The organism is Leifsonia sp. NPDC058248, assembly GCF_042881905.1.
Taxonomy (GTDB): Bacteria; Actinomycetota; Actinomycetes; order Actinomycetales; family Microbacteriaceae; genus Leifsonia.
Window position 1 is genome coordinate 226,714 of sequence record NZ_JBHVXB010000003.1, and the last position, 16,063, is coordinate 242,776.

A 16,063-nucleotide genomic window follows, 5' to 3' on the forward strand; every position below is an offset into this window, starting at 1 on the left:
CTAGCCTGGAACACATGGCAGTGTGGGACGACCTGACGGGTCAGGATGACGCCATTGCCATCTTCAAAGCGGCGGCAGCGGGCGGAAGCAGCAGCGACACGACCCTCGCGCGCGCGGCCGGCAACTCGATGACGCACTCCTGGCTGATCACCGGGCCGCCCGGTTCCGGCCGGTCCAACCTCGCCTTCGCGTTCGCGACGGCACTCCTCAGCCCCGGCACCCCTGAAGGCGACCTCGCCGCCCAGCGCCAGGTGGAGGCCCGCACCCACCCCGACCTCGCCGTGCTCAGCACCGAGCGCGTCATCATCTCCATCGACGAGGTGCGCACGCTCGTCGCCAGCTCGCAGTTCTCGCCGTCGGTCGGCCGCTACCGCGTGATGATCATCGAAGACGCCGACCGCATGAGCGAGCGCACCTCCAACGTTCTCCTGAAAGCCCTCGAAGAGCCTCCCGAGCGCACCGTGTGGATCCTCTGCGCGCCCAGCGACGCCGACCTCATCCCCACCATCCGGTCGCGCGTTCGCACCGTGCGGCTCCGGGTGCCGAGCGTCTTCGATGTCGCAGCCCTCATCGAGCGACGCGACGGCGTCGACGCGGTCACCGCCGAGCGGGCGGCCCGGCACGCCCAGAGCCACATCGGCATGGCGCACCGCCTCGCCACCAACGACGAGGCGCAACGGCGCCGCGACGAGACCCTGCAGCTCGCGCTGAGCATCCGGTCGGTGTCGGATGCCGTGCAGACCGCAGCGACCATGCTCGAGATCGCAGGCGCAGACGCCAAGGCCATCACCGAGGAGCGCGACGCCGAAGAACGGGAGCACGCGCTCCGATCGCTCGGCATCGAACCCGGCGGCACCATCCCGCCCGCCCTGCGCTCCCAGCTGCACCAGCTCGAAGAAGACCAGAAGCGGCGGGCCACCCGCAGCCTCCGCGACGGGATCGACCGCATCATGGTCGACCTCCTGTCGCTCTACCGCGACGTGATGATGCTGCAGCTCGGCAGCTCCAGCGAACTCGTCAACGTCGAACTGCGCGAGCGCCTCGACCTTCTCAGCGCTCACACGACTCCTGCCGCTACCCTCGCAGCAATGGACGCCATCGCGACGGCCCGGCAGAGGATCGAGTCGAATGTCGCGCCGGCGCTCGCCCTTGAAGCGATGCTCACGGGCATCCTGCGCGGCGGCGCCACTCGAAAGGGGACGACTCAGTGACCACCCGACTGTCCGGGCACGGCGCGCGCCGGCGCCCGGTGCGCATCGCGCTCGTCGCCATCGCCGCCATCACCGCTCTGACCCTCAGCGGCTGCGTCACCATGTTCCTGCCGTCGCAGACCTCGCACACGTCGACGCCGGTGAAGGAGAGCGTCGCGCCCGACCTCAAGCCGTTCTACGACCAGGTGCTCACCTGGTCGAGCTGCTCGGGCGGCAAGGAGTGCACCACCGCCAAGGTCCCTCTCGACTGGACCAACCCGACGGCGGGCGACGTGAAGCTCGCGCTCATCCGCCAGGCCGCCAAAGGCACCAAGCAGGGTTCGCTCCTGGTCAACCCGGGCGGACCGGGCGGCTCCGGCTACGACTTCGTGAAGAACTCCGTGGACTACGCCACCGACTCCACGCTCCAAGACGCCTTCGACGTGGTCGGGTTCGACCCCCGGGGCGTCGGCCACTCCACCGCCGTCACCTGTTACGACGCCAAGAAGATGGACGACTACCTCTACGGCATCACTCCCGGCGTCCGCGGTTCCGATCAGTGGATCGCCGAGAACGCCATGACGTCCCGCGACTTCGGCGACGCGTGCAAGCAGAACACCGGCGCCCTCCTCCGGCATGTCGACACCGTGAGCGCGGCCCGCGACCTCGATGTGCTCCGCGCCGTGCTCGGCGACAAGAAGCTCAACTACCTCGGCTACTCGTACGGCACGTACCTCGGCGCGATCTACGCCGACCTGTACCCGGGCAAGACCGGCCGGCTGGTGCTCGACGGCGCCCTCGATCCGGCGGCCAGCAACTTCGACGTCACCAAGGTGCAGGCGCAGGGCTTCGAGAGCGCATTGCGCGCCTACCTCGCCGACTGCCTCACGCAGAAGGGCTGCCCGTTCGACGGCACCGTCCAGCAGGGGATGTCCACCATCTCCGACCTGCTGGCCTCCGTCGAGCAGAGCCCCATCCGCAACTCCGACGGTCGCGAGCTCGGCGCCAACACGCTCGTCACCGCGATCATCTACCCCCTCTACGACGCCACGGCCTGGTCGTACCTCACCGATCTGTTCACCTCGGTGATGAAGGGCGACGCCTCGTATGCCTTCACCCTCGCCGACGCCTACAACAACCGCCAGAAAGACGGTACCTACGGCGACAACTCCACCGAGGCCTTCATGGCGATCAACTGCCTCGACTACACCTACAACCCCGATCCCGCCACCATGCGCCAGCAGGCCGCCCAATTGGCTCAGGCGGCACCTGTGATCGGCCCGTACATGGCCTACGGCGACATCGGATGCGGCAACTGGCCGTACAAGTCCACCTACGAACGTGGTCCCATCGCCGCCGAAGGCTCGGCGCCCATCCTGGTCGTCGGCACCACCAACGACCCGGCCACGCCCTACGTCTGGGCGAAGAACCTGGCCGGCGAGCTGCAGAACGGGCATCTCCTCACCTACAAGGGCGAAGGGCACACCGCGTACAACAAGTCCAACTCGTGCGTGAACGACACCGTCGACGCCTTCCTCGTGAAGGGCACCATCCCCGCCGACGGCAAGACCTGCTGACCGCCGGATGCTCGCACCAACTACCATTCTTGAGTGGTGCAACTTTGCATAGAATGCAATAATCAACGCATGAGCGTGGCTGAAGAAGAACTGGGACTCCGCGAGCGGAAACGGCTCGCGACGCGCCGCGCCATCCAGCTCGCGGCTCTCGAACTCGCGAGCGAACGTGGCTTCGACCGCGTGACCATCGACGAGATCAGTCACGTCGCCAACGTGTCGCCGCGCACCTTCTTCAACTACTTCCCGTCGAAAGAGTCCGCGATCATCGGCGAGCTCCCCGAGCTCCCCTCCGAGGAGCGCATCGAGCATTTCATCGCCGCCGGGCCCGACGAGCCGATCCTCGACGGCATCAGCGAGCTCCTCATCGCCGCCATCGACACTGTCGAACTCACCGGCGCCGAGAACGAGCCCTCGGCCAGCCGCAGCGTTCACGAACTCCACGGTCTCCGACGCGCCCTGCTCAAAGACAACCCCGAGCTCTTCGCCCAGCGTATGGCGAGCATGCACCAGTTCGAAGACTCCCTCTCCGCCATCGTGCAGCGCCGGCTGGCCGCCGACGACCCCGTGCTCGCCGACGACCCGGAAACCTTGCACCAGCGTGCCCGGCTCGTCACCTACGTCTCCTTCGCCGGCATGCGCCACGCCTGGTCGTGCTGGGCCGATCACGGCGGTGTCGAATCGCTCGCCGACCGGCTCCGCAGCTCGTTCGCGCAGCTCCAGGCACTCGGCACCCAGGTGCGCTGACCGTGGTCCGGAGCGCGCTCGATGATCGGGTAAGCTATCTTCCTGTGCGCCGCTCCTGAGCGACCCACGCCGCCCTAGCTCAGTCGGCAGAGCATCTCACTCGTAATGAGAAGGTCAAGGGTTCGATTCCCTTGGGCGGCTCCGAAAAACCCCCGGTCAGAGCCAATACCCTGGTCGGGGGTTCTCGTCTTCGTGCCCCTCGTGCACCTCGCGCTGCACCTCATCCTTTTTGCCGCGCACACCACCGCGACGATGTCCAGCCCGAGCGCGGCGCAGATTGCGTCCAATTCATCGACGTTCAGCGGTCGTTTAGCCAGCAATTGCTTCCACACCTGCGACTGAGATCCATGCCCAGCATCTGTCCGAGTGCGGTTTGCGTGAGTTGGCGTCGCGCCGCACCAGCGTCTCCGAAATGGACGCCCAGCGCCCGCCGGCGGGCGACATGGTTCGGATCTATCGGGAGTCCCGAGGTCGCGGACTGGTCGTGTCGTGACGGCTATGAAGGTCACTCCCCGAGGAACCGGTTAGCGCGCTCCTCATCGGTGAAGGCCCGCGGCCTCCGGCGCCACAGCTTCCACCACAGCCGCCGGATCTTATACATCGGTCGGCTCGAGCTTCGAGTGGACCCACATCGCAGCGACCACCCCGACGACGGTGAGGGCAACCCCCGCGATCATCCAGGGGATCAGGTGGAACACCATCGCGGCGCTCGCGCCCACCGCACTGACGATCGCCAATGTGATTGCTACGACTTCCCTATGCAATATCTGAGAGTTACTCACTCACCTGAAGGTAGACCATTCTGTCCATCTCGTATTGCCCCCTTCCGGGTGCCTAGTCCGCCCGGTGACCTAGATGGCACCCTGCCGCCTGGCCGCATTGCTGCACGGCCCACCACTGATGCTGACGTTGCCGCATCCAAGTTCATCAAGATGGACATCAAGCTGTGGCATGCGCTGCTCGACGCGACCGGCCTCGAAACGGTGCGCCGGTACAAGAGCCGGCACACGGCGGCCACCCACCTCATCGTCGACTCCGGCGGCGACGTCGCGGTGACAGCGAAGATCCTCGGTCATGCGGATGCGGCGTTCACCTGCCGCACCTACGTGCACCCACTCGAGGAGCGAGAGAAGGACCTGATCGAGCGCCTCGACGCACCAAGTGCACCTGATGCACCTGACGCGGGCGAACGCCAGCGAACGGAGGATGCCGAAAGGGCCTGATCTTGCGGGGGCTGTTGACATCAGCGAACATCCAGAAAAGCCGGCGCACTCGTAATGAGAAGCTCAAGGGTTCGATCCCCTTGGGCGGCTCCACAGAATCCGCAGATTCCGCAGGTTCGCAGGACGCGACGAGCGGCCCGCGGACGAGCATCCGCGGGCCGCTCTTCTCTCCCCGTTCCCCTCTTTCCCCTCTGCGCCGCCCGATCAGCCGATCGACTCGACGTGGTCGCCGACCTGGCGCACGAGGATGCCGCCGGCGAAGTACCACAGCTCGTTCTTCGCCACCGGGGTGGACCACAGCTCCGCGCCCGTCGCACGGTCGTAGCCGCGGCCGACCCCAGGGGCGGTGAAGGTGCCCGTAGAGAGGTACGTGCCGGCAGGACCGAACAGAGGCCACTGAAACGCCTCGTGGTCCACGATGGGGCGGGGTGCGCCCGTGGCTCGATCCAGCGAGCAGGTCTCCGAACCGTGGACCAGGATGACCGCATTCAGCGCGTCGTCGAGCAGGATGTCGGGCTCGCTGTCCCAGTTCTGCGGCTTGATTCCGCAGTGCGTGATATCGGCGGCCCACTTCACCGTGCCGTCCGTGCCGTCGATCAGCGTCAGCGTGGACGGAGAGACCATGGCCAGGAAGCCCGAGCCGACGTGATCGGTTATGGACACCGCGAGGGAGCCGGGCGGAACATCCAGTGTGTGCACCTCCGCGACGCTGCTGTTCGCGCCGAAGGGCAACGACCACACGGGCTGCCCGTTCGTATCCAGCTTCGTGATCGTGCGGGGCCGGCCGTCGGAGCTCTGGTTCCCGTAGGCCAGGAGCCCGTCGCGCACGGAATGGTAGCTCGCACTCCGCGAAGGGGCGACGATCGCACCTGTCTCGACGTTGACGAGAGCCGACGTCCACGCGTTCACCGGTTGGGCGCTGAAGTACTCGAACGGAAGCAGGGTCGACACCTCCGGGTCGTACGACACGCTCACGAACCTGGCGTCCAAGGTGGTGGACCATTTCGGGTGTGCGAGGTCGCGAGGATCGACGCGCTGGAGCTGGTAGCGCTCCGTTTGCTGCCCGGATGCAACCGGAACGGGCTTCGCCCAGAGGATGTCTCCGGTGTTGTCCCGCACCCCGTCGATGTAGTAGTTCCTGTCGGAGGGCAGGTCGCCCGACAATAGGGTCTCAGTGCGGCCGGTGACGAGGTCGATCACGTCGCGTGGGCCTTTCCCGCTGAACTCATCGAGAAGGAGTGCGCGACCAGACGTCCCCAGCATGATGAGCCTGGCCCCGTAGCCCTTGTCGTTGTCCAGCGTCCAGTCGCGAGACCAGACGATGCGGCCGGTGTAGGTGTCGACCATGGTCAGCGAGGTGTGGGCGGAGCTGCGTGCGCATTCGTCGCCCGACCCCCTAGTCGAGTTCGAGACGAACAGCGCGAACCCGTCGGCGATGTCGTAGGCGTCGGTCTGTGCGCAGGCGACACCACCGCCGGGAAGCTCCAGGCTCCAGGCAGGGTGCGCCAACAGGGTGCTGACGTCGTGCGGGGTGATCGGAGTGCTCTGGAGGTGCAGCGCCCGCGCCGTCGGCGTGGGCGTAGGAGTGGGGGTCGGTGTCGGTGTCGGTGCGGGCGTCTGCGTCACGGTCGGAGTCGACGTCTGGACCGGGGCCGGCGTCTCGTCCCCGAAGTGGATGACGCCGGTGAGGGCGAGCGCCGCAGCGCCGCCCGCGAGCACGATCGCGATCGCGGACAGGACGGAGGTGAGCAGGATCTGCAGTCGGCGCTGCCGCTTCGGCTCCTGTGCGGCCGTGTCCAGCAGCAGCCGGCGGATGGCGGCGCTGCGGTCGGGCGAGAACTCTGGGGTGCTCATCGTGCACCTCCTTCGAGGATCGAGGTGTCGCCGGTAAGGGGGGCAGCGAGTTCGGTCAGGCGCTTTGCGTGCGCGCGAGAGGCGCGACTTGACGGTTCCCTCGGGCACACCGAGCGCCTCCGCGGCCTGGGCGGTGGTGAGCTCTTCGAGGATGCAGAGCGTGATGACGTCCTGGTCGCGCTTGGTGAGCTGGGCGAACGCGTCGCGCACCTGGCGGTTCCGGGAGGATGCGTCGATCGCGTCGTCGACGCCCCGTGCGTGGTCGTCCTGGGGGGAGGGCGCCGACAGCTTCGCCAATGCCGACCGGTAGCGGCGCAGGCTGCGGCTGTGGTTGCGCACGGTGTAGTTGGTCGTGACCAGCAGCCAGCCGATGACCGAGCCGTCCACCAGGCGAACGGAGCCGCGCTTGCGCCACGCCTCCAGGAAGACGACCGCCGTCACATCCTCGGCGTCGTGCGGTTCGCGCACCAGCCTCAGCGCGTGGCCGAAGACGCGGTCGCGGTGGCGGTCGACGTGCATCGACGCGAACGCGTGTGCGTCCCCATCGCGCGCCGCCGACCAGGCCGCTGCCTCGTCGAAATCATCCGTGCTCATACCCTCTACTGTCCGGTCGGGCACGGATGGTTCCATTTCCGTGGCGCCAGGGAGCGTCGCTGCGCTCGCGCGTTAGTGTCGTTCCCATCGAATCGCGAGCAGAGGAGCCCCGCCATGAACGACACGAACAAGTCTGCGAAGAGCACCGCCGCCGACACGAAGAGCGCCGCCGCCTTCGGCACGGCGTCCGACGGATTCACCGCCGAGGAACGAGCCGCTATCAAGGAGCGCGCGAAGGAGTTGAAGTCGAACGCCCGACGCCGCGGCTCGGCCAAGTCCGCGGAGGAGGAGGCGAGCGAGGTCCAGGCGAGGATCGCCGAGATGGCGGACGAGGATCGCGCCATGGCCGAGCGGATCCACGCGGTCATCCTCGCCAGCGCACCGGAGCTGTCGCCGAAGCTCTGGTACGGGATGCCCGGCTACGCCAAGAACGGCAAAGTCGTCTGCTTCTTCCAGGATGCGAAGAAGTTCAAGACCCGGTATTCGACGCTCGGCTTCAACGACTCGGCTCGCCTCGACGACGGCACCATGTGGCCGACCTCCTACGCGCTGACGACACTGACCGCCAGCGACGAGGAACGGATCGGCGCGCTCGTCAAGAAGGCGGCCGGCTGAGGGCTCTCACGAATCTCGACGATTTCGGGCTGACCGGGTTCACTCCGGCAAATCAGGCGTACTCTCGAATCAAAACGTGAGGGATCATCAAGTTCGTTGGGGGACGGTGCCGCCTGCTCGGTCGGCGATGGATCACTCACTCCACACCTGCCATGTTCGCCCGCAGACGGGCACCCGAAGCGGCCTGGAGTTCGCGGTCGCACCGACACAGTGATTATTTGCGACCTACCCGAGGTTGTCATGAGTTCCATTGCCACACCCACCCGACGCTCGCTCAGTATCGTCACCGCCGTCATCACGGCGATCGGACTGGTCTTCGGAGGCCTGACGCTCGCGTCGTCCGCCTCCGCCGACACGATGCCACCTGATCCGACGAATCCGGGGTCCCCGCCGACAGTGGGGGCGGATGCACTTCCCACCACACAGATGGACGGGGTGGCCTGGGCCCAGGTGGTCGTCGGCAACACCGTCTACGTGGCCGGCAAGTTCACTGCGGCCCGGCCTGCGGGCTCCCCGGCCGGGACGAACACCACCCCGCGCAGCAACCTGCTCGCGTACAACATCACCACGGGTGGTCTGATCTCGACCTTCAACGTTCCGCTGAACGCTCAGGCGCTCGCGATCACCGCGTCGCCCGACGGCTCGCGGGTCTATGTCGGTGGCGACTTCACCACCGCCGGCGGCGCCAGCTACTACCGCATCGTCGCGATCAGTACCGCGACCGGCCAGGTGATCAGCTCCTTCCGCCCCATCATGGAGAGCCAGGTGCGCGCACTGGCCGCGACCAACACGGCGGTCTACGCCGGCGGCACGTTCTCGAGTGTGAACGGGATCGCACGCGGGTACATCGCGAGGATCAACGCCTCGAACGGTTCGCTCGACACCAGCTGGTCGGCCAGCGCCGACTTCGTCGTGGACGCGCTCGCTGTCGCGCCGGACGGCTCCAAGGTGTACGCCGGGGGCCGGTTCAAGAACATGAACGGTGCGGCCCATTACGGGCTGGCGCTGCTCACCGGTACCAACGGCGCCAACCTGCCGTTCGGGGCCAACTCGGTGATCCGGGATGCGGGGACGCAGGCCGGTATCACCGCCCTCGTCGCCACGAGTGATCGCGTCTACGGCTCCGGCTACGTGTTCGGATCCGGCGGCAACTTCGAGGGGAGCTTCTCGGCCGACCCCAACGGCAACCTGCTCTGGATGGAGGACTGCCACGGCGACACGTACTCCGTCTACCCGCTCGGCGACGCCGTCTATGCAGCCGGGCATCCGCACTATTGCGGCAACGTCGGCGGCTTCCCGCAGACCAACCCCTGGACCTACCACCACACGATCGCCTTCTCGAAGGCGAGGACCGGCACCCTCACCAACAACGGCGACCGGGGATACGCCAACTTCTCCGGCCAGCCGGCTCCGACCTCGCTCAACTGGTTCCCGGACTACGTGACCGGCTCGTACACCGGGCAGGGTCAGGCGGCCTGGAGCATCTCGGGCAACAGCCAGTACCTCGCGGTCGGCGGCGAGTTCCCGTTCGTCAACGGCGTGGCCCAGTACGGGCTCACCCGCTACGCGCTCGACTCGGTCGTCAGAAGCAGGGTCGCTCCGAACAACAACACGGCGCTCACGCCGAACGCGACGTCCCCGGCAGCGGGCCAGGCGCGCATCACGTGGACGGCGACGTACGACCAGGACAACGTGAACCTGAACTACAAGCTGGTCCGCGACGGCAACACCGCCAGCCCGGTCTATCAGACCAACGTGATCTCCCGGTTCTACCAGCGACCCGCCATGTCGTTCGTCGACAACGGACTCGCGGGCGGAAGCACCCACTCCTATCGCGTGTATGTGACCGATCCAGACGGCAACCAGATCTCGAGACCCGGCAATACGGTGACCATCACCGGGGCGGCCGGGAACCAGCTGCCTGTCGCATCGTTCACGGCGACGCCGACCGGCCCGGTCGTAGCGGTCGACGGGCGGGCTTCGCACGATCCTGACGGGACGATCTCGTCTTACGCCTGGACCTTCGGCGACGGCTCGACCGCGACCGGCTCCACCGCGAGCCACACCTACGCGGCGAGCGGCACGTACACCATCGGCCTGACGGTGACCGACAACCAGGGCGGCACCGGATCGACCACCCGGTCGGTGACGGTCACAGCCCCGGCGGGTAACGCGCTCGCGCGGGACACGTTCGGGCGCACGGTCAGCAACGGCTGGGGGTCGGCCGACATGGGCGGCGCCTGGACGGGTGCCGGCGTCACCTCGGCCTACGGGGTCGCGGCCGGGACCGGTCAGATCGTCGATCCAGCGGGTTCGACCAAGACCCAGACCCTGAACGGCATCTCGTCGACCAGCACCGACTCCACGGTCACGTTCACGACCGACGTCGCCCCCACGGGCGGGGGAGTGCTGGTCTCGGCGATCGGACGAATGGTCGGAGCGACCGACTATGAGGCCCGCGCACTGCTCCAGCCGAACGGCGCCGTGCAGCTCCAGCTGCTCCAGGGCTCGACCGCCCTGCAGCTGGTGAACATCACGGGCCTCTCGTTCGCGGCCGGCCAGCAGCTCACGATGCGCGTCCAGGTCTTCGGCACCTCGCCGACCACGGTTCGCGCGAAGGTCTGGGCATCGGCGCAAGCCGAGCCGGCGGCCTGGCAGGCGAGCGCCACCGATTCGACCGCCGCGCTCCAGGCATCCGGCACCATCGGTTTGCGGAGCTACCTCTCGGGAACGGCGACCGCCACGCCGATCACCGTCAAGTTCGACAACTACGCCGTGAACGTCGCCCAGTAGAGGCGTCGCCCAGTAGAGGCGTCGCCTAGTAGAGAGGTCGTCAGTCCCGGAACGGCGCAGCCGTTCCTTCGGGAAAAGCGCTCACGCCCTGGGCCGGCGTGAGCGTGACCGGCCCGTCGCGATCCTTCAGGGCGTAGACCAGCACGCGCGAATCAGTGGCCAGCAGATCCCCGCTGACGTAGCCGTCGCCGCCGTCGCAGGAGTCCGCGCGGGAGCCCAGCCGGATCGTCGACCCGGCGGCCGCGCCCTTGAACGCCTCGTCGACGGTGAACCGGTAGGCGCGCACCGGTCCGAGGTCGGTGTCCATCGTCCCGTCACGACCGGCGACGTGGCCGGCGACCACCGTGGTCGCCTGGGCGTAGGCGACGTCCGGGTCGCTGAAGTCGGCCCAGCTCGCGCACGCGCCGTACGAGACCGTGCACCCGGTCAGCCCGAGGCTCGTCGCAACCGCCACGATCGCGATCGTCGCGGTCAGCGCCGCACCGCTCGCCCTCGGAGTCGTCGTCACGAACCGATCATGACCGTCCGCGGCCCACGTTACAAGGGGGCTCCGGATGCCGGGCCCGGTGCATCCGGACGGCCCGGAGAAGGAGGCGCCGGATCAGGCGGGGCGCCCGGTCTCCTCCACCTGCCGCTCGTCGCCGGGGCAGTGCAGATAGACGTGGTGCTCGGTCCGCTCGATCACGTGGTCGCGCATCGGCCGCCCGCAGAGCGGACAGATGGCGTCGAGCAGGTCGACCTCCTGCGGCTCGCCGTACGGTCCGAGGGGCGGCGGTCCCAGGATCGGCAGCAGCTTGCTGTCCAGCCAGTCGGAGGCTTGCCAAGCGCGGCGCTCGTGTTCCGGTTTGGGTTCGTGCTCCGGTTTCGATTTCGGTTCGTGACTGCGTCGTGCCATCTTCGTGTCCGATCTCTTTCACCCGGTCACTTCAGGTTCCTCTGATGAACGCTCCCAGTCAACGCATGTAATATGCCTGGATGCGCGAATCAGACCAGCCTGATACTGGCCTGCCGAGAAGCAACGAAGCTGACCCGGCGAGCATCCCCACCCCCATCCTTCCGGCCACCGGAGCGTCCGCAGCGGGCGAGCCGATGACCCGAGCTGCCCAGAAGGCGGCTGCGCAGGCCCAGGGCGACGCGCAGAGACCGTCGCCCTTCGCCGGTGTCCTCACCGCGATCCGCCGGCACCCACGCACCTGGATCATCGCCGGCGCTGCGGCCGCCTTCGTCGTCCTCGGCGGCGGCAGCGTCGCCCTCGGCGCCACCGTCGGCACGCCGGCAGCAGCGGCGGGCCCGGCCTCGCCGAGCGCGACGGCCACGGCGACGCCGACGCCGACGCCCACGCCGGTCAAGACGGTCGCGAAGCCCGCCCGCGCGGTGCCCGCCAATGCTCCGGCCGCCAGCCGGGTGCGCACCTGCTCCGTCGCCGGACTCTCGCAGGACGGCCGGCTCGGCAACCTCGAAGCCCAGGTCGTCAACGCCAAAACCGGGCAGGTGATGTTCGACCGCAACGGCGGAAAGCCGGGCCCGACGGCCAGCGTGCTGAAGACCCTCACCTCGGCGGCGGCACTCGCCGTCCTCGGCCCGGACTACCGGGTGTCGACGACGGTGCTGAAGACCTCGACGCCCGGCCAGCTCGTGCTCGTCGGCGGCGGCGATGTGACGCTGTCCCGTCTGCCGGGCGGTCAGAACTCCTTCTACACCGGCGCACCCAAGATCCAGGACCTCGCCGACCAGGCCAAGCGGGCGCTCGGCGGCCAGCCGGTCACGTCGATCATCGTCGACACCTCGCTGTTCGGCGCCCCGGTGTGGCAGCCCAGCTGGGACGAGCACGAGGAGCGGGTCGTCGAGGGCTCGACCTCGTACATCACCGCTCTGCAGGTGGACGGCGACCGCGACGACCCGACGGCGATCGAGTCGCCGCGCAGCACCGACCCGGTCGGGCGTGCGGTCCAGTCGTTCCAGCAGTACCTCGGCACCAACGTTCCAGTCGCCGCGGGAACGGCCCCGGCCGGAGCCCAGCAGATCGCGGTCGTCCAGTCCCAGCCGGTCACCACGCTGGTCGACCAGGCGATGCGCGTCTCCGACAACACGATCATGGAGGAGCTCGCCCGGCTGGTCGCCATCAAGACGGGCGCCGGCAACACCTTCGAGGCGGAGAACGCCGGCGTGATCGCCGGGCTGAAGCCGTACGGGATCCCCACGACGGGCATCCACATCGCCGACGGCTCGGGCCTGAGCGGCGACAACGCCGTGCCGCCGTCGTATCTGACGCAGCTGTTCATCAAGGTACTGAATCGTCAGAACGGCCTCGGCGTGGTCTACGACGGGCTGCCGATCTCCGGCCAGTCCGGCACGCTCGCCTCCGGCTACGACCGGTTCACCGGCGACAACGCCGTCGCTCGCGGCGCCGTTCACGCCAAGACCGGCTGGATCAACAACGGGTACACGCTGGCGGGCGTCGTCGACGCGGCCGACGGCACCAAGCTGACGTTCGCCGTGTTCGCGCTCGGCAATGTGGGGGACAATGCCAAGCAGGCGATCGACTCGCTCGTCACCGGCTTCTACCGCTGCGGTGACAACCTCTCCAACAACTGACGGAGGCGACCATGAGCAGGGCCCTGTTCATCATCGACGTTCAGAATGATTTCACCGAGGGCGGTTCGCTCGGCGTCGAGGGCGGGGCAGCCGTGGCGGCAGCCATCACGCGCTATCTCGCCGAGCACGCGCGCGACTACTCCGTGATCTTCGCGAGCCGCGACTGGCACGACGCCGGCAACGACAACGGCGGCCATTTCGCGACGGATGCTCCCCCCGACTTCGTCAACACGTGGCCGGTGCACTGCGTGGCCGGCACAGAGGGGGCCGCCTACCATCCGGCGCTGAAGACCGACAAGGTGACCTTCCACATCCGCAAGGGTCAGGGCGTGCCCGCCTACTCGATCTTCGAGGGGCACACGGAGGCCGGCTCGAGCGTGCACAACCTGCTCGACGAGCACGGCGTCGACTCGATCGACGTTGCCGGCCTCGCGACCGACTACTGCGTGCGGGCGTCGGCTCTGGATGCTCTCTCGCACGGTCAGCGCGTGCGGGTCCTGACCGATCTCGTGGCCGGTGTCGCACCGGATTCGTCCGAGGCAGCGCTGTCGGAGCTGGCGCACGCGGGCGCCGAACTGGTGGAGACCGGCGCGTAACCGCTCGGCCCGGTTGGCCGTGCCGCCCGATATCACGCTAGGCTAATTGCTACCCTAGCTAGGTATATCGGGAGACAGCATGAAACCTCGCACCGACTGGGCGCCCCCGCGCTGGCTGAGGGTGGTCCTGCCCTCGGTGCTCATCCTCGTCTGGCTGGCCGCTGCGGGACTCGGCGGTCCGACCTTCGGCAAGCTCAGCTCGGTGTCGAGCAACGACCAGGCGTCGTTCCTTCCGGCCAGCGCCGAATCCACCGACGTGCAGGACTGGCAGAAGAAGTTCACCGACTCCGCAGCGGTGCCCGCGATCGTCGTGATCGAGTCGGAGGACGCGCTCGATCACGCCCAGCTCGACGGGCTCAGCACACTCGGCCAGAAGCTCGGCGACGTGACCGGAGTGCAGAGACCGGCCGGAGACGCCCGCACCAGCGTCGCCGGCCCGATCCCCTCGAAAGACGGGAAGGCCGTCGAATTCATCGTGCCGGTCGCCGACACGAACAAGGTCAAGACGGTCGTCGCCGACCTGCGTCAGGTGCTCGACGACAGCGCCCCGTCCGGCCTGCACGCCTGGGTCACCGGCCCGGCCGGGCTCACCGCCGACCTCGTGAACGCCTTCGGCGGGATCGACGGCATCCTGCTGCTCGTCGCGGGCGGCGCCGTGTTCCTCATCCTGTTGCTCGTCTATCGCTCCGTCGTGCTCCCGTTCCTGGTGCTCTTCACCTCGATCTTCGCGCTCTGCGCTGCCATCCTCCTGGTCTATCTGTTCGCGCTGTGGGGGTGGATCGCCCTCAGCGGCCAGAGCCAGGGCATCCTGTCGATCCTCGTGATCGGGGCGGCGACCGACTACTCGCTCCTGCTGGTCGCGCGGTTCCGCGAGTCGCTCGGACACGTCGAGTCGCGGTGGGCGGCCATCGGGCGGGCCTGGCGGGCGGCGCTCGAGCCGATCGCCGCCTCCGGGGCCACGGTCATCCTGGCGCTGCTCTGCCTGCTGTTCTCCGACCTCAACTCCAACAAGAGCCTCGGGCCGATCGCGGCGATCGGCATCGTCTTCTCCGTGCTGTCGGCGCTCACGCTGCTGCCGATGCTGCTCGTCGTGTTCGGGCGGACGGCGTTCTGGCCGTTCCGGCCGAGGTTCGAGGGCGAGCATCCGCCCGCGCGCAAGCACGTCGACGAGACCGGGATCGCCGGGCTGGCCGGCATCCGCGGGCTCTGGCGCCGCGTCGGCACCCTCATCGCCCGGCGTCCACGCGCGACCTGGATCGTGGCCCTCATGCTGCTGGGCGTGTGCACGCTCGGACTCACGCAGCTGAAGGCGAACGGCGTGCAGCAGACCGACGTGATCCTCACGCAGTCCGACGCGGTCGACGGGCAGAAGGTCGTCGCGAAGCATTTCGACGCCGGTTCGGGCAGCCCCGTGGTCATCGTGACGAAGCAGGCCGACGCGGATGCGGTGCTCGCCGCGGTCGAGCAGAACGACGGCATCAGCACGGCCGCCCTCTACACGGGAGGCGGCGATCCCACCGCGCCCGGCCCGGCGCCGCAGCCCGTCGTGAAAGACGGACGCGTGCTCATCGATGCCACCCTCGCCTCCGAGGCGGACTCGGCCAGGGCCGAACAGGTGGTGCGCGACCTGCGCCGGACCCTGCCCGCCGCCGATCCGTCGGTGCTGGTCGGCGGTGTGACGGCGATCGCGCTCGACACGAACGACACGGCTCAGAGCGACCTGCTGAAGATCATCCCGATCGTGCTTGCGGTCATCCTGATCATCCTGATGCTGCTGCTCCGCTCGATCCTGGCGCCGGTCCTGCTCATCGGCAGCGTGGTCATCTCCTACGCCGCCGCTCTCGGCGTCTCCGCTGTGGTGTTCGACCACGTCTTCGGGTTCCCGGGGGCGGATGCGGCCGTCCCGCTGTTCGGGTTCGTGTTCCTGGTCGCGCTCGGCGTGGACTACAACATCTTCCTCATGACCCGGGTGCGCGAGGAGTCGCTGCGGATCGGCACCCGTCCGGGCATCCTGCGCGGTCTCGGCATGACCGGCAGTGTGATCACCTCGGCCGGGGTCGTGCTGGCGGCGACGTTCGCGGCGCTCGCGGTCATCCCGATCCTGTTCCTGGTGCAGATCGCCTTCATCGTGGCGTTCGGCGTGCTGCTCGACACCGTGGTGGTGCGCTCACTGCTCGTGCCGGCCGTGTCGTACGACATCGGCAAGGCGATCTGGTGGCCGTCGAGGCTCTGGAGCAGCAATCTGCACGATAAGGAGGGCGGTCCCCGCGTCTGAGTGCGCA

General features: G+C 68.2%; 13 protein-coding genes and 1 tRNA gene. 10 read left to right on the top strand and 4 right to left on the bottom strand.

Features of this window, described 5'->3' with window-relative positions; genetic code table 11:
* Nucleotides 1-14: 14 nt before the first annotated feature.
* The 4 genes from ACFVV5_RS06445 to ACFVV5_RS06460 all read left to right on the top strand — a co-directional run bounded on the left by ACFVV5_RS06445 (nucleotide 15) and on the right by ACFVV5_RS06460 (nucleotide 3,652).
* Nucleotides 15-1,211 (top strand): DNA polymerase III subunit delta', encoded by a 1,197-nt coding sequence (locus ACFVV5_RS06445; RefSeq protein ID WP_387240678.1) that lies wholly within the window; start codon nucleotides 15-17, stop codon nucleotides 1,209-1,211.
* Nucleotides 1,208-2,767, top strand: coding sequence for an alpha/beta hydrolase (locus tag ACFVV5_RS06450; protein ID WP_387240681.1), 1,560 nt, complete (start codon nucleotides 1,208-1,210; stop codon nucleotides 2,765-2,767). Before ACFVV5_RS06445 ends, ACFVV5_RS06450 begins: the two co-directional genes overlap by 4 nt.
* A 69-nt stretch (nucleotides 2,768-2,836) precedes the next feature.
* Complete coding sequence (locus tag ACFVV5_RS06455; RefSeq protein ID WP_387240684.1) at nucleotides 2,837-3,511, top strand: TetR family transcriptional regulator; 675 nt, start codon at nucleotides 2,837-2,839, stop codon at nucleotides 3,509-3,511.
* A gap of 68 nt (nucleotides 3,512-3,579) precedes the next feature.
* Nucleotides 3,580-3,652, top strand: a tRNA-Thr gene (locus ACFVV5_RS06460).
* Nucleotides 3,653-4,104: 452 nt separating this feature from the next.
* On the opposite strand, the gene ACFVV5_RS06465 is transcribed toward ACFVV5_RS06460, so the two are convergent.
* Nucleotides 4,105-4,248 carry a hypothetical protein gene (locus tag ACFVV5_RS06465; RefSeq protein WP_387240687.1) on the bottom strand — a complete coding sequence of 48 codons (144 nt, stop codon included), beginning with the start codon at nucleotides 4,246-4,248 and terminating at the stop codon, nucleotides 4,105-4,107.
* A gap of 195 nt (nucleotides 4,249-4,443) precedes the next feature.
* Between ACFVV5_RS06465 and ACFVV5_RS06470 the strand changes: the two genes are divergently transcribed.
* A complete protein-coding gene (locus ACFVV5_RS06470) occupies nucleotides 4,444-4,734 on the top strand; it encodes a tyrosine-type recombinase/integrase (RefSeq protein ID WP_387240690.1) in 291 nt (96 codons plus the stop codon).
* A gap of 204 nt (nucleotides 4,735-4,938) precedes the next feature.
* On the opposite strand, the gene ACFVV5_RS06475 is transcribed toward ACFVV5_RS06470, so the two are convergent.
* Nucleotides 4,939-7,182 (bottom strand): RNA polymerase sigma factor, encoded by a 2,244-nt coding sequence (locus tag ACFVV5_RS06475; protein WP_387240693.1) that lies wholly within the window; start codon nucleotides 7,180-7,182, stop codon nucleotides 4,939-4,941.
* 114 nt (nucleotides 7,183-7,296) lie between these two features.
* Between ACFVV5_RS06475 and ACFVV5_RS06480 the strand changes: the two genes are divergently transcribed.
* Entirely contained in the window at nucleotides 7,297-7,797 is a 501-nt protein-coding gene (locus ACFVV5_RS06480) for an iron chaperone (RefSeq protein WP_387240696.1), read from the top strand.
* Nucleotides 7,798-8,037: 240 nt separating this feature from the next.
* A complete protein-coding gene (locus ACFVV5_RS06485; RefSeq protein WP_387240699.1) occupies nucleotides 8,038-10,590 on the top strand; it encodes a PKD domain-containing protein in 2,553 nt (850 codons plus the stop codon).
* Nucleotides 10,591-10,630: 40 nt separating this feature from the next.
* Here ACFVV5_RS06485 and ACFVV5_RS06490 read toward each other — a convergent pair whose 3' ends face one another.
* Nucleotides 10,631-11,098 carry a hypothetical protein gene (locus ACFVV5_RS06490; RefSeq protein ID WP_387240702.1) on the bottom strand — a complete coding sequence of 156 codons (468 nt, stop codon included), beginning with the start codon at nucleotides 11,096-11,098 and terminating at the stop codon, nucleotides 10,631-10,633.
* Between the two features lie 93 nt (nucleotides 11,099-11,191).
* Nucleotides 11,192-11,485, bottom strand: a complete 294-nt coding sequence (locus tag ACFVV5_RS06495) for a hypothetical protein (protein WP_387240705.1) — start codon at nucleotides 11,483-11,485, stop codon at nucleotides 11,192-11,194.
* An 80-nt stretch (nucleotides 11,486-11,565) separates the two neighbouring features.
* Here ACFVV5_RS06495 and ACFVV5_RS06500 point away from each other — a divergent pair, with 80 nt between their 5' ends.
* The 3 genes from ACFVV5_RS06500 to ACFVV5_RS06510 all read left to right on the top strand — a co-directional run bounded on the left by ACFVV5_RS06500 (nucleotide 11,566) and on the right by ACFVV5_RS06510 (nucleotide 16,056).
* Complete coding sequence (locus tag ACFVV5_RS06500) at nucleotides 11,566-13,185, top strand: D-alanyl-D-alanine carboxypeptidase/D-alanyl-D-alanine-endopeptidase (protein WP_387240708.1); 1,620 nt, start codon at nucleotides 11,566-11,568, stop codon at nucleotides 13,183-13,185.
* Nucleotides 13,186-13,196: 11 nt separating this feature from the next.
* Nucleotides 13,197-13,781, top strand: a complete 585-nt coding sequence (locus ACFVV5_RS06505; RefSeq protein ID WP_387240711.1) for an isochorismatase family protein — start codon at nucleotides 13,197-13,199, stop codon at nucleotides 13,779-13,781.
* Nucleotides 13,782-13,860: 79 nt separating this feature from the next.
* Nucleotides 13,861-16,056: an MMPL family transporter gene (locus tag ACFVV5_RS06510; protein ID WP_387240714.1), complete on the top strand. Its 2,196-nt coding sequence runs from the start codon at nucleotides 13,861-13,863 to the stop codon at nucleotides 16,054-16,056.
* Nucleotides 16,057-16,063: the final 7 nt, after the last annotated feature.